This window comes from Achromobacter spanius (genome assembly GCF_003994415.1).
GTDB classification, from domain to species: Bacteria; Pseudomonadota; Gammaproteobacteria; order Burkholderiales; family Burkholderiaceae_B; genus Achromobacter; species Achromobacter spanius_C.
In genome coordinates this window covers 1,672,942-1,691,891 of record NZ_CP034689.1, presented here as the reverse complement: position 1 = coordinate 1,691,891, position 18,950 = coordinate 1,672,942, and the positions used below count along the sequence as shown (strand labels likewise).

Sequence of the window (18,950 nt, the reverse complement as noted above, 5' to 3'; positions counted from 1 at the left end):
CTACAACGTCGCCGCCAGCCGCCGTTCAGATTCCAGGTATTCGCGCGACTGCATTTCCAGAATGCGCGACACGGTGCGATGGAATTCGTTGGCCAGCGCGCCTTCGGTGTAGATCTCTTCGGGTTCGCACTCGGCCGACATGATGAGCTTGACGCGGTGGTCGTAGAACACATCGATCAACCACGTGAAGCGGCGAGCCTCGGACGCCTGGCGCGGCCCCATCTTCGGCACACCTGACAAGATCACGGCATGGAAGCGGCTGGCCAATTCCAGGTAGTCATTCTGTGAACGCGGGCCACCGCAAAGCGTGGCGAAGTCGAACCACACCACCGCGCCCGCCAGCGCCACCGCGCGAATTTCGCGGTGTTCGATATGCAGCAGGGGTTCCTGCGGCGGCGTATCGGCCAGGCTGTCGAAGGCCTTTTGCAGCGCGGCTTGGGCGCGCTCGTCCAGCGGCGTGTGGTAGCTCTGCACCTGCTCGAGCGAACGGCGGCGGTAATCCACCCCGGCATCCACGTTCATCACGTCCATGCGCGACTGGATCAACTTGATCGCCGGCAGCACGCGGTCGCGGTGCAGGCCGTCGGTGTACAGGGTCGACGGCTCGTAGTTCGACGTCATGACGAACGACGTGCCGTACTCGAACAGCTTCAACAGCAGTCGGTGCAGGATCATCGCGTCCGCCACGTCCGACACATGGAATTCGTCAAAGCAGATCAGGCGATAGCGCTTGGCGACCCGCTTGGCCACTTCGTCCAGCGGGTCCTGCATGCCCTTCACTTCTTCCAGCTCGCGATGCACGCCCCGCATGAATTCATGAAAGTGCAGCCGCGCCTTGCGCACAACCGGCACGGTGGCATAGAAGGCATCCATCAGGAAGCTCTTGCCACGCCCCACCCCGCCCCACAGATACACGCCGCGCGGCACATCCGGGCGGTTCAGCAGCTTCTTCAGCGCGTTCGAGCGCATCGACTTGAACTTGACCCATTCGTCGTAATAGCGCTGCAAGCGGTCGATGGCCTGCTTTTGCGCGGCATCGGGCTTGTAGCCACGTTCGGCCAAGGCGTGTTCGTAGTATTCGCGGACGTTCATGGGGGACTTAGCTCAACCAACCAAAATGAAAAAAGGGCGGGTCCTTGAACCCGCCCCCTGTCTAGCTCAGGTCAAGGACGCTTAGAAGTTCAGCGCGCGCTTGTCCACGGCCAGAGCGGCTTCCTTCACGGCTTCCGACAGCGTCGGGTGCGCGTGGCAGATGCGGGCGATGTCTTCGGCGGCGCCACGGAATTCCATGATGGTCACGGCTTCCGAGATCAGTTCCGAGGCCATCGGCCCCACGATGTGCACGCCCAGGACTTCGTCGGTCTTGGCATCGGCAATCACCTTGGCAAAGCCGGTGGTGTCGCCCAGCGCGCGGGCGCGGCCGTTGGCCAGGAACGGGAAGCTGCCGGCCTTGTACTCGCGGCCTTCGGCCTTGAGTTGCTGCTCGGTCTTGCCGACCCAGGCGATTTCCGGCGACGTGTAGATGACCCACGGCACGGTGTCGAAGTTGACGTGGCCATGCTGGCCGGCGATGCGCTCGGCAACCGCCACGCCTTCTTCTTCGGCCTTGTGCGCCAGCATCGGGCCGCGCACCACGTCACCCACTGCCCAGACGTTTTGCAGGTTGGTCTTGCAGTCGCCGTCCACGGCCACGAAGCCGCGTTCGTCCAGCTTCAGGCCCACGGCGTCGGCGTTCAGGCCGCCGGTGTAGGGCACGCGGCCGATCGAGACGATCAGCTTGTCGACCACCAGCTTCTGCTCGGCGCCCTTGGCGTCGACGTAGGGCACGGTCACCGACTTGGCGGTGGCCTTGATCTCGCCGATCTTCACACCCATCTGGATGTTCAGGCCTTGCTTGGTGAATGCCTTCAGCGCTTCCTTGGCAACCTGGCCGTCAGCGGCGGCCAGGAATTCCGGCATCGCTTCCAGGATGGTCACTTCCGAACCCAGGCGGCGCCACACGCTGCCCATTTCCAGGCCGATCACGCCGGCGCCGATCACGCCCAGCGTCTTCGGCACGGCGCCGATGTTCAGTGCGCCGTCGTTGGACAGCACGACCTTTTCGTCGAACGGCAGGCCGGGCAGCTCACGCGCCGACGAACCCGTCGCCACCACCACGTGCTTGGCAACCAGGTCTTCTTCGGCGGTGCCGGTGACCTTGATGGCCCAGCCGCCTTCCACTTGGCCGCTGAACGCGCCCTTGCCGTGGAAGAAGGTGACCTTGTTCTTCTTGAACAGGTACAGGATGCCGTCGTTGTTCTGCTTGACCACCGTGTTCTTGCGGCCGATCAGGGTGTCGAGCTTCAGGCTGACGCCCTTGACTTCGATGCCGTGCTCGGCGAAGTGGTGGTTGGCTTGTTCAAAGTGCTCGGACGATTGCAGCAGCGCCTTGGACGGAATGCAGCCGACGTTGGTGCAGGTGCCACCAGGAGCCGGGCCGCCTTGGCCGTTTTGCCAGGCGTCGATGCAAGCGACCGACATGCCCAGCTGGGCTGCGCGAATGGCGGCGATGTAGCCGCCAGGGCCTGCGCCGATCACGACGACGTCAAATTGTTTGGACATAGTGTTCTCGCGATTGAGTGTGGGGTGGAACACGCCCCGCCCGGTGTTTGCGAGCCGGAGGCCAGCCGTGGGCCGACCGGGGCGCCGCGAACCGGAAGGCCCGGTGCGGCGCCGCGCGGGGCGTCGAGATTACAGGTCCAGCAACAGGCGCTGCGGATCTTCCAGGGCGTCCTTCATGGCGACCAGGCCCAGCACGGCTTCACGGCCGTCAATGATGCGGTGGTCATAGGACAGCGCCAGGTAGTTCATCGGACGGATGACGATCTGGCCGTTTTCGACCACAGCGCGATCCTTGGTGGCGTGCACGCCCAGGATGGCCGATTGCGGCGGGTTGATGATCGGGGTCGACAGCATCGAACCGAACACGCCACCGTTGGAGATCGAGAACGTGCCACCGGTCATTTCTTCAATGCCCAGCTTGCCGTCAGCGGCGCGGCGGCCGAAGTCGGCGATGGTCTTTTCGATTTCAGCGATGGACAGTTGGTCGGCGTTGCGCAGGATCGGCACCACCAGGCCACGCGGGCTGCCGACAGCGATACCGATGTCGAAGTAGCCGTGATAGATGATGTCCTTGCCGTCGATCGACGCGTTGATCAGCGGGTACTTCTTCAGCGCGGCCACTGCGGCCTTGACGAAGAACGACATGAAACCCAGCTTGATGCCGTGTTCCTTTTCGAACTTGTCCTTGTACTTGCTGCGCAGATCGATGACCGCTTGCATGTTCACTTCGTTGAACGTGGTCAGGATTGCGTTTTCTTGTTGCGACTGCAGCAGGCGCTCGGCGATGCGGGCGCGCAGGCGGCTCATCGGCACGCGCTGTTCCGGACGGCCGTCCAGCGACAGCGTGGTCGGGGCCGGCGCGGCCGGGGCCTTGGCCGGAGCAGCCTTGGCGGCGGGAGCGGAAGCGGCCAGGGCGTCGCCCTTGGTCACGCGGCCATCGCGGCCGGTGCCCGACACGGAAGCGGCGTCAACGCCCTTCTCGGCCAGGATCTTGGCGGCGGCGGGCGATGCCACGCCAGCGGCGGCCGACGAGGCCGGGGCAGCGGCGGGAGCGGCCGGAGCTTGTTCAGCAGCCTTGGGGGCTTCGGCGGGAGCCGTCGCGGCGGCGGCGGCCTTGGCGGCGGTGTCGATACGGGCCAGCACTTCGCCCGAGGTCACGGTGCTGCCATCGCCCTTGACGATTTCAGCCAGCACGCCCGAAGCGGGGGCCGGCACTTCCAGCACAACCTTGTCGGTTTCGACTTCGATCAGGATTTCGTCCGCTTCAACGGCAGCGCCCGGCTGCTTCTTCCAGGTCAGCAGGGTCGCTTCGGAGACGGATTCGGAAAGTTGGGGGACAACGACGTCGGTAATAGCCATTTTGTTTGTTCCGTAAAGTTTGTGTTCTGGTCACGCTGCGCGGCAAGGTTCGAAACCGGGTTCCAAAACGCTTGCCGCGCGCGGCGCGTGCATCAAGTCAGGGTTACTTCGTCAACATGACCTTGAACTTGGGCGCGAAAGCCGTTTCGATCAGGGCCTTCTGCTGCTCCTGGTGCTTGGCCAGGTAGCCCACGGCCGGCGATGCCGACGCGGCGCGGCCGGCGTAGCCCAGCTTCTGGCCTTCCACCATGTTCTCGTACACGTGATGCTGAACGTAGAACCAGGCGCCTTGGTTCTGCGGTTCGTCCTGAACCCAGATCACTTCGGTGGCCTTCGGGTACTTGCGCAGTTCGGTCTCGAACGCCTTGTGCGCAAACGGGTACAACTGCTCGACGCGGACGATGGCCACGTGGTCGGCACCACGCTCACGGCGGGCGTTGACCAGGTCGTAGTACACCTTGCCCGAGCAAGCCAGAACGCGCTTGACCTTGCTGGCGTCGATGGCCTCGTCGACTTCACCGATCACCGGCTGGAAGCTGCCGCCGGCCAGGTCGGTCAGGGGCGAACCCGCGTCCTTGTTGCGCAGCAGCGACTTCGGCGTGAACAGCACCAGCGGCTTGCGGAACGGGCGGATCATCTGGCGGCGCAGAACGTGGAAGATCTGCGAGGCAGAGGTCGGCTGGACCACTTGCATGTTGTTGTCGGCGCACAGTTGCAGGAAGCGCTCGATGCGGCCCGACGAGTGCTCGGGGCCTTGGCCTTCGTAGCCGTGCGGCAGCATCAGGGTCAGGCCCGACTGGCGGCCCCACTTGGCTTCGCCCGAGCTGATGAACTGGTCGATCACGACCTGGGCGCCGTTGACGAAGTCGCCAAACTGGCCTTCCCAGATGGTCAGCGTGTTCGGTTCAGCGCTGGAGTAGCCGTATTCAAAGCCCAGCACCGCCTCTTCGGACAGCACGGAGTCGATGACGGTGAACGGCGCCTGGCCGTCCGACACGTTTTGCAGCGGAATGTAGGTGCCGTCGTTCCAGCGTTCGCGGTTCTGGTCGTGCAGCACGGCGTGGCGGTGCGTGAACGTGCCACGGCCCGAATCCTGACCGGTGATGCGGATGGCGTAGCCCGACGAAACCAGCGTGGCGAAGGCGAGGTGTTCGCCCATGCCCCAGTCCAGGTTCATTTCGCCCTTGGCCATCGTGCGGCGGTCGTTCAGCAGCTTGGCGACCAGCGGGTGCACCGTGAAGCCTTCCGGAACCGTCGTGATGCGTTCGCCGATGCGCTTGAGTTCAGCCAGCGGCACGGCGGTGTCGGCCTGGTCGGTCCACTTGGCGCCCAGGAACGGCGACCAGTCGATGGCGTACTTGCTCTTGTAGTCGGTCAGCACCGGCTCGATGGTGCGCTGGCCGTCTTCCATCAGTTGACGGTAGTCCTTGACCAGTTGATCGGCTTCGCCTTCAGCCAGCACGCCTTGCGTGGTCAGCTTGTCGGCGTACAGCTTGCGCGTGCCGGGGTGATGGCCGATGCGCTTGTACATCAGCGGCTGCGTCAGCGACGGGGTGTCTTGCTCGTTGTGGCCCAGCTTGCGGAAGCAAACGATGTCCACGACGATGTCATGACGGAATTGCAGGCGGTAGTCCAGGGCCAGCTTGGTGACGAACACCACGGCTTCGGGGTCGTCGCCGTTGACGTGGAACACCGGGGCTTCGATCATCTTGACCACGTCGGTGCAATACAGCGTCGAACGCGAGTCACGCGGGTCGGACGTGGTGAAACCGATCTGGTTGTTGATGACGATGTGCAGCGTGCCGCCCGTGCCGTAGCCGCGGGTTTGCGCCAGGTTCAGCGTTTCCATCACCACGCCTTGGCCGGCGAAAGCCGCGTCGCCGTGCACCAGCACCGGCAGCACGGTCTTGCCTTCGGCGTCGCCACGGCGTTCCTGGCGAGCGCGCGCGCTGCCTTCGACCACGGGGTTGACGATTTCAAGGTGGGACGGGTTGAACGCCAACGACAGGTGGACCGGGCCGCCACGGGTGGACAGGTCGGACGAGAAGCCGTTGTGGTACTTCACGTCGCCGTCGGTCAGGCCTTCGGCGTGCTTGCCTTCGAACTCGGCGAACAGGTCGCCGGGCATCTTGCCCATGATGTTCACAAGCAGGTTCAGGCGACCGCGGTGGGCCATGCCGACCACGATTTCCTGGACGCCGTTTTCACCGGCGTGGTTCACCACTTCGTCCATCGAGGCGATGAAGCTTTCGCCGCCTTCCAGCGAGAAGCGCTTCTGGCCGACGTACTTGGTGTGCAGGAAGCGCTCGAGCCCTTCGGACTCGGTCAGCTGCTGCAGGATGTGGCGCTTTTCTTCGGCCGAGTAGGACGGCGCGCCCAGCGTGGTTTCCAGGCGTTCCTGGATCCAGCGCTTGGCGGCGGGGTCGGAGATGTGCGTGAATTCAGCACCGACGCTGCGGCAATACGTGTCGCGCAGCGCCTTCAGGATGTCGCGCAGCGTCATGGTGCTGGCGGTCGTGAAGTAGGTGTTGGTGGCCGAATAGGTTTGGTCCAGGTCGGCTTCGGTCAGGCCGTAGAAGGCCGGATCCAGTTCGGGGATCGGCGGGCGCTCTTGGCGCTTGAGCGGATCCAGGTCGGCCCAGCGCGAGCCCAGCGAGCGGTAGGCGGCAATCAGCGATTGCACCGACACCTGCTTGCTGGCGACGCTCAGGTCGGGTTCGGCAGAGCGTTGCACGAAGGCATTGGCCTTGGCGCGCTGGGCGAACGATTCGACGATGGGAGCATGGGCCTGGTCACGAGTGGACTCTTGGCCGTCGGTAGCGGGAGCGTGCTGCAACTGGTCGAAATATTCGCGCCAGTTATCAGGAACCGAACCGGGATTGTCGAGGTAGGCTTCGTAAAGCTCCTCAACATAGGGGGCGTTACCGCCAAAGAGATAAGACGTGGATAGAGATTCTATTTCCGAAGACATATCGCTTCACCTTTACGAGTGCTTCACTCGACACGATGCAGGAAAAACCTTCCGCGACACGGGCTTCCCGTTTAGCGGATCGCAGGGGGCAGAAGGCGCGTACAAGCCTTGAAAGCCGTATGCCGAGCAGTATAACCCTTTGAGTTTACGGGCGTCTTCCGACATTTTTGTGGCGCAAAAGCGCATTCGGAATGCCTGCATGCGGCCGTGGAATGTCCGGCCAACCCCTGACATTGCGTCGTCTACGCGCCATCAATTTCTGGCATTCCAAAATGCCGCAGTGCGTCATTGCCGAGCAACTTGGCGCACAAGTGTTGCGCATTAGCCGCGTCACACCGGCAAGGCTGTCGTCGACAAGATCTCTTTCAACACAAAAAAGGTGCGAATCTGGCGTACGCCGGGCAGCTTGATGATCTCGCCCGCATGCAGCTTGTTGAAGCGATCCAGGTCGCGTATGCGCAGCATCAGGAAGTAGTCGAACTCGCCTGCCACCAGGTGGCATTCCAGGCAACCGCTGATGCCGCGCGCCGCTTCCTCGAAGTCGGTGAAGGAATCGGGCGTGGACCGGTCAAGCACCACCCCCACAATGACCAGCGTGGCCATGTCGACCTCGGCGGGTTCAAGCAGCGCGACCGTCTTTTTGATGATGCCTTCGGCCTTCAGCTTTTCCACGCGCCGCAGGCAGGCCGCGGGGCTCAGGTGGACGCGCGTACTGAGATCCAGGTTGGTGATCTGCGCGTCGTCCTGCAAGACGCGAAGAATGTGCCGGTCGATACGGTCCAGTCCGGAAAGCGCGGCCATTTAATATGTCCCTAAAAATATTATCTGGTTAATGTGCGATTCGAAAAAATATTAAATCGAAAAACTCATTTTTCATAAATTTTTATATCGCCCTATATCTTTAATACGCAATTGACCACTTCCACCCGTGATTCCTATGATTTTTCCCATCCGCGCCTCACTCGCCGGCCGGAATGCCTTCATCAGGAGCCCGCATGGATCTGCAACGTTTTCCCCGACATCGCCTGACCTTCGGCGACACCCCCATCGAAAAACTTGAACGCCTGTCCGCGCACCTGGGCGGTAAGGTCGACATCTACGCCAAGCGCGAAGACTGCAATAGCGGCCTGGCGTTTGGCGGCAACAAGCTGCGCAAGCTGGAATACCTGATCCCGCAGGCGCTGGAGCAAGGTTGCGACACGCTGGTCACCATTGGCGGCATTCAATCCAACCACACCCGCATGGTGGCCGCGGTGGCCGCCAAGCTGGGCCTGGCCTGCGTGCTGGTGCAGGAAAATTGGGTGGACTATTCCGACGCCGTCTACGACCGCGTGGGCAACATCATGATGAGCCGCCTGATGGGCGCGGACGTGCGGCTGGTGGACCAGGGCTTTGACATCGGCTTTCGCCGCAGTTGGGAAGAAGCGCTGGAAGACGTGCGCAAACGGGGCGGCAAGCCCTACGCCATTCCCGCCGGCGCGTCGGATCACGAACTGGGTGGGCTGGGCTATGTGGGCTTTGCCGAAGAGGTGCGGCGCCAGGAAGCCGACCTGGGCTTCAAGTTTGACTACATCGTGGTCTGCGCCGTCACCGGCAGCACGCAAGCCGGCATGGTGGTGGGCTTTGCGGCGGACGGCCGGGCCAACCGCGTCATCGGCATCGACGCATCGGCCACGCCGGAACAAACCCGCGCGCAGATCCTGCGCATCGCGCGCCGCACGGCGGATATGGTGGGGCTGGAAGCAGGCATCGCCGACAGCGACGTGGTGCTGGATACGCGCTACGCCTATCCGGCGTATGGCTTGCCGTCGGCCGAAACCAACGACGCCATCCGCACCTGCGCGCGCCTGGAAGGGATGATGACCGACCCCGTGTACGAGGGTAAGTCCATGCAGGGCATGATGGATCTGGTTCGTCGAGGCGAGATCCCGGCTGGGTCGAAGGTTCTGTATGCGCACCTGGGAGGGGTGCCGGCGATCAACGCCTACAGCTTTCTGTACCGCAACGGCTGAAGCCGACGGCCCGCCCGCCGGCTTCGGGGCGATGGGCTGGCCAGCGGGCGACTTGCGCTGACCGGCCCCGCCTGGGCTATTGGGTCTTGGCTCCCGCCTGGAACCACGCGCCGATCAACGCGCGTTCATCGTCGGTCATGCCGGTGGAATTGGCCATCGGCATGATTTTCGACACCACCACTTGCTGGTAAACGGCCTGGGCATGGACCGCGATCTGCTCAACGGAATCCAGGCGCACGTTCTTCATCTGCACTTGTTCCCCATGGCAAAGCAGGCAACGCTGGTCGAACACATGGCGCACTTTTGCAAACGCCACCTCGGCGGGCGCGGCCACCGCCGCCGACGCCGCCACGGGCGCGGGCCGCATCCACACAATGGTCAAGCCCAGCACCGCCACGCCCATCAACACATACGGCAGTGGGTTGCGCGCATTGCCCAGCTTGAAACGATGGCGCACCACGAAGAACTGGCGTATCGCCGCGCCGCCCAGCATGATCAGCAGCAGCACGATCCAGTTGTAGTGATGGGTATAGGTGAAGCTGTAGTGGTTGCTCATCATGGTGAACACCACCGGCAGCGTGAAGTAGGTGTTGTGCACGCTGCGCTGTTTGCCGCGCTGACCATGAACCGGGTCGACCGGCTTGCCCGCCCGCATCGCCGCCACGTTCTTGCGCTGGCCGGGGATGATCCAGAAGAACACGTTGCCGCTCATGGTGGTGGCCATCATCGCGCCAACCAGCAGAAACGCGGCGCGGCCCGCGAACCAATGGCAAGCCAGCCAGGACGCCATGGCGATGAACACCGCCACCAGCACGCCCACGATGGTGTCGCCATGCTTGCCTCGGCCGAACAAACGACAGATGCCGTCGTAAACAATCCAGAACACAACGAAGAACGCCAGCGCCACCGCCACGGCGGTGCCTGGCTGCCAATCCATTTTTGACCGGTCAATCAGATAGGTACTGGCGTTCCACAGGTACGACACGGTGAACAGCGCGAAGCCGGTGATCCAGGTGCTGTAGCTTTCCCAGAACGACCAATGCAGATGTTCCGGCAGCTTCTTGGGCTGCACCGCGTACTTCTGCATGTTGTAGAAGCCGCCGCCGTGCACCGCCCATTGCTCGCCGCCCACGCCCTTGTCGAGCGACTCGGCGTCTTGCGGTTTTTCAAGGCTGTTGTCCAGCATCACGAAATAGAACGAGGTGCCGATCCACGCGATGCCGGTAATGATGTGGGCCCAACGCAGCAACAGGTTGACCCAATCCAGGTAGTAGCTTTCCATTCACGCCCCCGCAGTGGGCGGGCCTTGATAGGCTCCGCCGCACTGCCTACCACCGCGGGCGCTGTAAGCAGAAGATAGATCGCGCACAAGGCCTGGTTGATAAGCCCCGCACCGCTGCGATCAAGATCCGCGAAATTGTATGCAGGTTTTGTTCACAACGCTATGGAAGGCGGGCCGTCCTGGCATCAGGAATACCCTGATGCCCGCATCGGGCCATCACGATCCACGATAGGTGGAATAGCTCCAGGGGCTGACCAGCAAGGGCACGTGATAGTGCTGATCGGCATGCGCCACGCCAAAATCCAGGCTGACCAGATTCAGGAAATTGGGCTCGGGCAAGGCCACGCCGCGGGCCTTGAAGTAAGCGGCCACATCGAACACCAGCCGATACGTACCTACCTTCAGTTCGGCATCGTTGAAGAGCGGTTTCTCGCTGCGGCCATCGTGGTTCAACGTGAAGCGGCTAAGCAGCGCGGCCGAAGGGCCGTCGGTGGAATACAGCGCAACGGCCATGCCTTCCGCCGGGCAGCCGTGCATGGTGTCGAGTACGTGCGTGGTCAGTCCCATGGTGTCTCCTGTGCATCAGACGGTGCGCCCGATGATCTTATGGTTATCCTTAATGATGTACATAAATTGTATACAGCCAATTGCTTTCCAGCTATTGTTTAGCCCATCATGAAACCGTCCGCCCACTTGCGCCCTGCCGCGCTCATCGGCTTTGTGCCCATCCATTCATGAACACCTACGATTCCACGCTTCCGTATCCCCGCGACCTTATCGGCTATGGCCGCAACCCGCCCCATGCGCAATGGCCCGGGCGCGCGCGCATCGCCGTGCAGTTCGTGCTGAATTACGAAGAAGGCGGTGAAAGCAGCGTGCTGCATGGCGACCCCGGGTCCGAACAATTCCTGTCGGAAATGTTCAACCCAGCCAGCTACCCCGACCGCCATCTCAGCATGGAAGGCATCTATGAATATGGGTCGCGTACCGGTGTGTGGCGCATCCTGCGCGAATTCGAAAAGCGGCAACTGCCGCTGACGGTATTCGGCGTGGGCATGGCCTTGCAGCGCCACCCCGAACTGACGGCGGCATTCACCGAGCTGGGCCACGAAATTGCCTGCCATGGCTGGCGCTGGGTGCACTACCAGAACGTGGACGAAGCCACCGAACGCGAACATATGCGCCTAGGCATGGACGCCATCACGCAGTTGACGGGCACGCGGCCGCTGGGCTGGTACACCGGGCGCGACAGCCCCCGCACGCGCCGCCTGGTGGCGGACTACGGCGGTTTCGAATACGACAGCGACTACTACGGCGACGACCTGCCCTTCTGGATGCAGGTACAAAAAAGCGATGGCGCAGTCGTGCCGCAATTGATCGTGCCCTACACGCTGGACTGCAACGACATGCGCTTTGCCCTGCCCCAGGGTTACTCGCACGCCGACCCTTTCTTCCAGTACCTGAAGGACAGTTTCGACGTGCTCTACGCCGAAGGCGACGAAGCGCCCAAGATGCTCAGCATCGGCATGCATTGCCGGCTGTTGGGGCGTCCGGGCCGCATCACGGCGTTGCAGCGGTTTCTGGACCACATCGGCAGCCACGACCGCGTCTGGGTGTGCCGCCGCCTGGATATCGCCCGGCACTGGAAAGCCACTCATCCCTACCAACCCACCCGTTGAGCGCGACAACCATGCCCCATACGCTGGAACAACTCAATGCCGCCACGCCCGAGGCAGCGCTAGCCATTCTTGACGGCCTGTACGAACATTCGCCGTGGATCGCGCGGCAAGCGTTGGCGGCGCGCCCTTTCCGGTCCTTGGCGCATCTGCAAGACCAGATGCGGCAGGTGCTGGACCAGGCCGATATCGAAGCGCAGTTGGCATTGATTCGCTCGCACCCGGAACTGGCCGGCCGCGCCATGCTGCAAAACAGCCTGACGGCGGAATCCACCAACGAACAGGACCAGGCGGGGCTCACGCATTGCTCGCCCGACGAACTGGCGCGCCTGCAGCAACTGAACACCGACTACAACACACGCTTCGGCTTCCCCTTCATCCTGGCCGTGCGCGGGGCGCGCGGCACGGGTCTGACTCGCCAGCAGATCAGCGATGAATTCGCGCGCCGGCTCGATAACCCGCCCGACGTTGAACGCCAGGAAGCGCTGCGCAACATCCACCGCATCGTCGAAATCCGCCTGGCGGATAAGTTCGGCGTGGACCTGACCCTGGGTAACGACATCTGGGACTGGCAGGAACGCCTCAGCATCCATAGCGACCCCGGCTACGCCGAGAAGGGCCAGCTTACCGTCACCTATCTGACCGAGGCGCACCGCGCCTGCGCGCAACGCATTTCGCACTGGATGCGCGATTGCGGCTTTGACGAAGTTGAAATCGACGCCGTGGGCAACGTGGTGGGTCGCTACCGCGCCGACCGCGCCGACGCCCCCACGCTGATGACCGGCAGCCATTACGACACCGTCCGCAACGGCGGCAAATACGACGGGCGCCTGGGCATTTTCGTGCCCATGGCCTGCGTGCGCGAACTGCACCGCCAGGGCCGCCGCCTGCCCTACCACCTGGAAGTGATCGGCTTTGCCGAAGAAGAAGGCCAGCGCTATCGCGCAACCTTCCTGGGATCCGGCGCGCTGATCGGCCACTTCAAACCCGAATGGCTGGACCAGCAAGACGCCCAGGGCGTCACTATGCGCGACGCCATGCTGCATGCCGGCCTGTGCATTGACGACATCCCCAAGCTGCGACGCGACCCGTCGCGCTATCTGGGCTTTGTTGAAGTCCACATTGAACAAGGGCCGGTGCTGTACGAAATGGGCTTGCCGCTGGGCATCGTCACGTCCATCAACGGCAGCGTGCGCTATCAGGCGCAGATCTTCGGCATGGCCTGCCATGCAGGCACCACGCCCATGAACCGACGCCGCGACGCGGCCACCGCCACCGCCGAACTGGCTCTATATGTAGAACAGCGCGCGGCGCGTGACGGCGATTCGGTGGGCACCATCGGCATGCTGGAAGTGCCCAGCGGGTCCATCAATGTGGTGCCGGGCGAATGCCGTTTCAGCCTGGACCTGCGTGCGCCCAGCGATCCGCAGCGCGACGCGCTGGTGAACGACGTGCTGGCCGAACTTGACGCCATCTGCCAACGCCGCGGCCTGCGCTATGCGCTTGAAGAAACCATGCGCGCCGCCGCCGCGCCCAGCGACCCCGCGTGGCAACAGCGCTGGGAACGCGCCGTCGACGCGCTCGGCGTGCCGGTGCATCGCATGCCCAGCGGCGCCGGGCACGACGCCATGAAGCTGCACGAAGTCATGCCGCAAGCCATGCTTTTCGTGCGCGGCCAGAACCACGGCATTAGCCACAACCCCCGCGAATCCACCACCCGAGACGACATCCAGTTGGCCGCGCAAGCCATGCAAGGCCTGCTGGACGATCTTGCCAACGACATCAAACGCTAAAACGCCATGACCGACTACGCCCGACTAGACGCCTGGGTCGACGACCACTTCGACGAGCAGGTGCGCTTCCTGCAATCGCTGGTGCGCGTACCCACCGACACGCCGCCTGGCAACAATGCCCCGCACGCGGTCCGCACCGCCGAACTGCTCAAGGAAATGGGATTTGATGCCGAAGCGCACGCCGTCCCCATGCAAGAGGTGCGGGACTACGGCATGGAATCGATCACCAACCTGATCGTGCGGCGCGAGTACGGCCCGGGCAGGCGCGTGGCGCTGAACGCCCACGGCGACGTGGTGCCCCCCGGCGACGGCTGGCAGCACGACCCCTATGGTGCTGAAATCGAAAACGGCAGCCTGTACGGCCGCGCCGCCGCCGTCAGCAAAAGCGACTTCGCCAGCTTTACCTACGCCGTGCGCGCATTGGAAGCGGTTGCCAAGCCCAGCCATGGCGCCATCGAACTGCACTTTACGTACGACGAAGAATTCGGCGGCCTGCTGGGGCCGGGCTGGCTGTTGTCGCAAGGGCTGACCAAGCCCGACCTGATGATCGCCGCCGGGTTCAGCTATGAAGTGGTCACCGCGCACAACGGCTGCCTGCAAATGGAAGTGACCGTGCACGGCAAGATGGCGCATGCCGCCATTCCATCCACTGGCGTGGACGCGCTGCAGGGCGCGGTCAAGATCCTGAATGCGTTGTACGCACAAAACGCGCGTTATCAGGACATTACGTCGGAAGTACCCGGCATCAGCCATCCCTATTTGAATGTCGGACGCATTGAAGGCGGCACCAACACGAACGTGGTGCCCGGCAAGGTCAGCTTCAAGCTGGACCGGCGCATGATCCCGGAAGAAAACGCGGTGGAAGTGGAAGCGGATATCCGCCGGATCATCCAAGAGGCGGCCGCTGCCACGCCGGGCATCACCATCGACATCAAACGCCTGCTGCTGGCTAATTCGATGCGTCCGCTGCCGGGCAACCAGCCGCTGGTCGATGCCATCCAGAAACATGGTGAAGCCCTCTTTGGCGAAGCGATTCCCGCCATGGGAACCCCGCTCTATACCGACGTACGCCTGTACGCCGAAGCCGGCATTCCCGGCGTGATCTACGGTGCCGGGCCGCGCACCGTGCTGGAATCACACGCCAAGCGCAACGACGAACGCGTCGTGCTGGAAGACTTGCGCCGGGCCACCAAGGTCATCGCGCGCACCTTGTCGGACCTGCTTCAACCGGTCTGATTTCCCGCAACTCAAGCCTGACGCGGCGCCAGTCGCGGCGTCAGGCTTCGTGCTGCCGTAAATCTGATAATTCCTACATAACGTAACCAATAATGTCTATTTGATGCGGGTTTTCCTCTATTTCGAGAACCGCCCCACCCTGTATACATTCCCCGTACACAAGAACTGCTTTTCAGGATTTTCCCGACCGACATTTCACTCCGCCAGGAGACTTTCCCATGCAGGCTGCATCGCCCGCGCCATCCAGCGCGTCTCAAGATCTCCACCCCGTTGACCAGCGTCTGCCCTCGGGCAAGCTGGCGGCGTTGGGCCTGCAACATGTGCTGGTGATGTATGCCGGCGCGGTGGCCGTACCCTTGATCGTTGGCCGCGCCTTGAACCTGACGCCCGACGAAGTCGCCATGCTGATCTCGGCCGACCTCTTCTGTTGCGGCCTGGTGACCTTGATCCAGACCTTGGGCGCCACGCAGTGGTTCGGCATCAAACTGCCCGTCATGATGGGCGTCACGTTCGCGGCGGTGGCCCCGATGGTGGCCATGGCCAACGCCAACCCCGGCCCGGGCGGGGCGCAACTGCTCTTCGGGACCATCATCGGGGCGGGCATCATCTCCATCCTGATCGCGCCGATGATCAGCCGCATGCTGCGCTACTTTCCGCCCGTGGTAACGGGCACCATCATCACCGTCATCGGCATCACCCTGATGCGGGTCGGCATCAACTGGGTATTCGGCAATCCGTCCGGCCCTACCGCGCCCGTCATCGTGGACCCCATCTACGCAAAATGGCTGGCGGACGTTACCTCGCCGGGCAGCGCCATCCCGCCCGTGCCCCAGGGCTTTGCCATCATGCCGTCGATGCCCAACCCGCGTTATGCGGACCTGACCGGCTTCAGCATCGCCGTGCTGGTGCTGACGTCCATCCTGCTGATCGTCAAATTCACGCGCGGCTTCATCGCCAACATCTCGGTGCTGCTGGGTATCGTCATCGGCGCCATCGTGGCTGCGGCCACCGGCATCATGACGTTCGAGAAAATCGGCCAGGCAGACTGGTTCGATATCGTGCTGCCCTTCCATTTCGGCATGCCCAGGTTCGACCCTATGTTGATCCTGAGCATGGCGCTGATCATGGTGGTGGTAATGATCGAATCCGCCGGCATGTTTCTGGCGCTGGGTGAAATGACCGACCGCGAGATCAGCCAGGAAAACATGGCGCGCGGCCTGCGCACCGATGGCCTGGGCACCTTGATCGGCGGCATCTTCAATACCTTCCCCTACACCAGCTTTTCGCAGAACGTGGGCTTGGTCGCGGTGACCGGCGTGAAAAGCCGCTTCGTGTGCGTGGCGGGCGGCATCATCCTGCTGGTGCTGGGCCTGCTGCCCAAGATGGCCGCGCTGGTGGAATCGCTGCCCACCGTGGTGCTGGGCGGCGCCGGCATCGTGATGTTCGGCATGGTCACCGCCACCGGCATCCGCATCCTGTCGGGTGTGGACTTCAAAGGCAACCGCCACAACTCCATGATCGTGGCGGTGTCGATCGGCATCGGCATGGTGCCGCTGATCGCGCCCAATTTCAAACAATGGATGCCACACTCGCTGCACACGCTGATTGAGTCCGGCATTCTGCTGGCGTCGCTATCGGCCGTGCTGCTGAACCTGTTTTTGAACGGAGCCAAACAGGACGACCGCGCCATCATCGCCGCGGCGCTGCAAGCCGAGGAACATTGAGCAGGTTGTGGACCATTGCGGCCGGTCCCGGATAGGGTCGGCCGCAATGCATTCAGGCTGTACCGGAGCGTGGCAAGCCTTGCCTGGCCTGCCAGCTATATCAAGCCAGGCGCATCACCCGCCGCCAGAACAGCACCGCCACCAAGACAAAGACGGCCAGCCCCAGGTAAGACGCCGTGACCGAAAAATCTTCGCCCGCGATCGCCAGCGGCGCATCGGTCCCCGCCGCGCCGATAATCCCCGCCATCAGCACGCCCACCAGGCTTTCGCCCACGATCAGGCCCGAGGCGATCAGCACGCCCCGACGGTTCGCCGCATCAGCGAATTGCTCATACGGGGTTCCCGCCGCGGCGGCACGGCGACGCAATGCGCGCTCCAGCAACCACGCCAGCACCGCACCCGCGACAATCGGCGCCGCCACGGTTGGCGGCAGATAGATGCCGATGCCCACGGCCAACACGGGCATGCGCGCCACGCGGCAGGTCCGCTTGAGAACTTCGTCCACCACGATCAGCGCAACGCCTACGGCCATGCCGATCAGGATCATCGTCCAATTCAGTTGATGCGTGAAAATGCCGCGCGTAATTGCCAGCATCAGCGTGGCCTGCGGCGCCGACAGCGCTTGCGTGGGGTCCATGCCTTCGCGCGGCATCGCATCCGCGAAACCGTAGGCGTTGTAAAGCAGGTCCAGCACGGGTGAAATCACCGCCGCGCCCACGACGCAGCCAATCAGCAGCGCCACCTGCTGGCGCCACGGCGTCGCCCCAACCAACCAGCCCGTCTTCAAGTCCTGCAAGTTGTCATTCGAAATGGACGCCACCGCCACCACGGCCGAGGTGCTGAAGATGGACAACGCAATCGCCATCTGCACGCCGTTCTGCGCCTGCAGCAATTCGCCGCCCAGTGTCAGCATCAACAGCGACACCAACACAATGGCCACGATGCCCACGCCCGAAATCGGGCTGGTCGATGACCCCACCAGGCCCGCCATGTAGCCGCAGGCCGCGGCCACCAGAAAGCCGAAGACAAAGGCAAACAGCACGGCGTAGGCCACCAGCTTCCAGATGGCGCCGGCTGACAAGGGCGCGCCCGCCAGGAACACCTGGAAGGTGATGACCAAGACCGCCACCAGCACCAGCGTCACGATCGAAATCCAGCCCGCCGACAGGTCGCGTTCGGTGCGCGGCGCCTGACCGGCGCGGGCCGCACCGGCCTTGCTCAACGCAGAGAACGAGGCCTTGACGCCACGCGCCATGGGCACGAACAAGGTCGCCAGCGTCCAGATTGCGCCCACGCCGATGACGCCCGCACCAATGAAGCGTACTTGCGACGCCCACAGGCCGGTGGCGTACTGCGCCAGCGATTGACCGGCCGGCATGTCGCCCATTGCGGTCAGCACGGGGACGGCGATGCCCCAGGAAATGATCAGGCCGGTCAGCATGGCCAGGCCCGCCACGATGCCGATCAGGTAACCCGCGCCCAGAAGCGCCAGCGAAAAGCCCATGGGCAGCCGGAACACCGCCCCCCCCAGCGCGAACCAGCCGCTGACGCTATCGCCCAGCACCCGCAAGCCGTTGGCCGCAAAACTGACCACCGCGGCCACCAGGCCGCCCGCGACGATATCGCCCATGCCCGTGGCGGCAGGTCTTCCAGAGGCCTTGCCTTCGGCCGTATCTTGCGCCCGTTCGGCGCTGCCCACGCGCAAGATCTCGGCCGCCGCCACGCCCTCCGGGTACGGCAGCTTGCTTTGCACCACCATCACGTGGCGCAGCGGAATGGTGAACATCACGCCCAGCATGCCACCCGCGGCGCATATGCCCAGCGTCTGCCAGAACGGGAAGCCTTGCCAGTGGCCCATCATGACCAGCGCCGGCAGGATGAAGATGATGGACGACAGGGTGCCGGCCGCCGAGGCCTGCGTCTGCACCATATTGTTTTCCAGGATGTTGGCGTCCTTGAACAGGCGCAGCACCGACATCGAAATCACCGCCGCCGGAATGGCGGACGAAAACGTCAGGCCCACCTTCAGCCCCAGGAAGACGTTCGAGGCCGTGAAGATCACGGTAATCAGGGCGCCCAGCAAAATGCCCCGGAACGTCAGTTCCGGTAGCGTGACGTTTGCCGGGACGCTGACGGGTTGAGTCATTGAAGTCTCCCGTTGTGAATGCGGATAAACCGCGCATTCTAGCGCTTTGGCGTCCACCCAGTGGTCACCACGAGTAAGCGCCGTTAGGCCGCAGAAGCTGCCGGCAAGGGAAACATCGGCAAAAGATTATGCTGAAATCCCGAAAATCTC

General features: G+C 63.3%; 13 protein-coding genes. 5 read left to right on the top strand and 8 right to left on the bottom strand.

The genetic code is table 11. The features are described 5' to 3' along the window. From zapE to ELS24_RS07605, 5 genes are all read right to left on the bottom strand, one after another. Positions 1–1,092, bottom strand: coding sequence for a cell division protein ZapE (gene zapE / locus ELS24_RS07625; protein WP_050450283.1), 1,092 nt, complete (start codon positions 1,090–1,092; stop codon positions 1–3). A gap of 81 nt (positions 1,093–1,173) precedes the next feature. Continuing rightward, the gene (lpdA, locus tag ELS24_RS07620) at positions 1,174–2,601 is read right to left on the bottom strand and encodes a dihydrolipoyl dehydrogenase (protein ID WP_127183778.1); all 1,428 of its coding nucleotides are present in this window, start codon (positions 2,599–2,601) and stop codon (positions 1,174–1,176) included. Positions 2,602–2,730: 129 nt separating this feature from the next. Next, positions 2,731–3,960 (bottom strand): 2-oxoglutarate dehydrogenase complex dihydrolipoyllysine-residue succinyltransferase, encoded by a 1,230-nt coding sequence (odhB, locus tag ELS24_RS07615; RefSeq protein WP_127183777.1) that lies wholly within the window; start codon positions 3,958–3,960, stop codon positions 2,731–2,733. Between the two features lie 103 nt (positions 3,961–4,063). Then, a complete protein-coding gene (locus ELS24_RS07610; RefSeq protein WP_050449818.1) occupies positions 4,064–6,931 on the bottom strand; it encodes a 2-oxoglutarate dehydrogenase E1 component in 2,868 nt (955 codons plus the stop codon). A gap of 330 nt (positions 6,932–7,261) precedes the next feature. Next, complete coding sequence (locus ELS24_RS07605) at positions 7,262–7,732, bottom strand: Lrp/AsnC family transcriptional regulator (protein ID WP_050449819.1); 471 nt, start codon at positions 7,730–7,732, stop codon at positions 7,262–7,264. A gap of 194 nt (positions 7,733–7,926) precedes the next feature. Between ELS24_RS07605 and ELS24_RS07600 the strand changes: the two genes are divergently transcribed. Beyond that, entirely contained in the window at positions 7,927–8,943 is a 1,017-nt protein-coding gene (locus ELS24_RS07600) for a 1-aminocyclopropane-1-carboxylate deaminase (protein WP_050449820.1), read from the top strand. Positions 8,944–9,019: 76 nt separating this feature from the next. On the opposite strand, the gene ELS24_RS07595 is transcribed toward ELS24_RS07600, so the two are convergent. Continuing rightward, the gene (locus tag ELS24_RS07595) at positions 9,020–10,225 is read right to left on the bottom strand and encodes a urate hydroxylase PuuD (RefSeq protein WP_127183776.1); all 1,206 of its coding nucleotides are present in this window, start codon (positions 10,223–10,225) and stop codon (positions 9,020–9,022) included. Between the two features lie 216 nt (positions 10,226–10,441). Beyond that, the gene (gene uraH / locus ELS24_RS07590) at positions 10,442–10,792 is read right to left on the bottom strand and encodes a hydroxyisourate hydrolase (protein WP_127183775.1); all 351 of its coding nucleotides are present in this window, start codon (positions 10,790–10,792) and stop codon (positions 10,442–10,444) included. Between the two features lie 167 nt (positions 10,793–10,959). On the opposite strand from uraH, the gene puuE reads away from it, so the two are divergent. From puuE to ELS24_RS07570, 4 genes are all read left to right on the top strand, one after another. Further along, positions 10,960–11,904 carry an allantoinase PuuE gene (puuE, locus tag ELS24_RS07585; protein ID WP_127183774.1) on the top strand — a complete coding sequence of 315 codons (945 nt, stop codon included), beginning with the start codon at positions 10,960–10,962 and terminating at the stop codon, positions 11,902–11,904. Positions 11,905–11,915: 11 nt separating this feature from the next. Beyond that, the gene (gene uraD / locus ELS24_RS07580) at positions 11,916–13,694 is read left to right on the top strand and encodes a 2-oxo-4-hydroxy-4-carboxy-5-ureidoimidazoline decarboxylase (protein WP_127183773.1); all 1,779 of its coding nucleotides are present in this window, start codon (positions 11,916–11,918) and stop codon (positions 13,692–13,694) included. A 6-nt stretch (positions 13,695–13,700) separates the two neighbouring features. Beyond that, positions 13,701–14,930, top strand: coding sequence for a M20 family metallopeptidase (locus ELS24_RS07575; RefSeq protein ID WP_127183772.1), 1,230 nt, complete (start codon positions 13,701–13,703; stop codon positions 14,928–14,930). 218 nt (positions 14,931–15,148) lie between these two features. Further along, positions 15,149–16,654 carry a nucleobase:cation symporter-2 family protein gene (locus tag ELS24_RS07570; RefSeq protein ID WP_050449827.1) on the top strand — a complete coding sequence of 502 codons (1,506 nt, stop codon included), beginning with the start codon at positions 15,149–15,151 and terminating at the stop codon, positions 16,652–16,654. 100 nt (positions 16,655–16,754) lie between these two features. Here ELS24_RS07570 and ELS24_RS07565 read toward each other — a convergent pair whose 3' ends face one another. Further along, on the bottom strand, positions 16,755–18,800 hold the full coding sequence (locus ELS24_RS07565; RefSeq protein WP_050449828.1) for an OPT family oligopeptide transporter: 2,046 nt from the start codon (positions 18,798–18,800) through the stop codon (positions 16,755–16,757). Positions 18,801–18,950 lie beyond the last annotated feature (150 nt).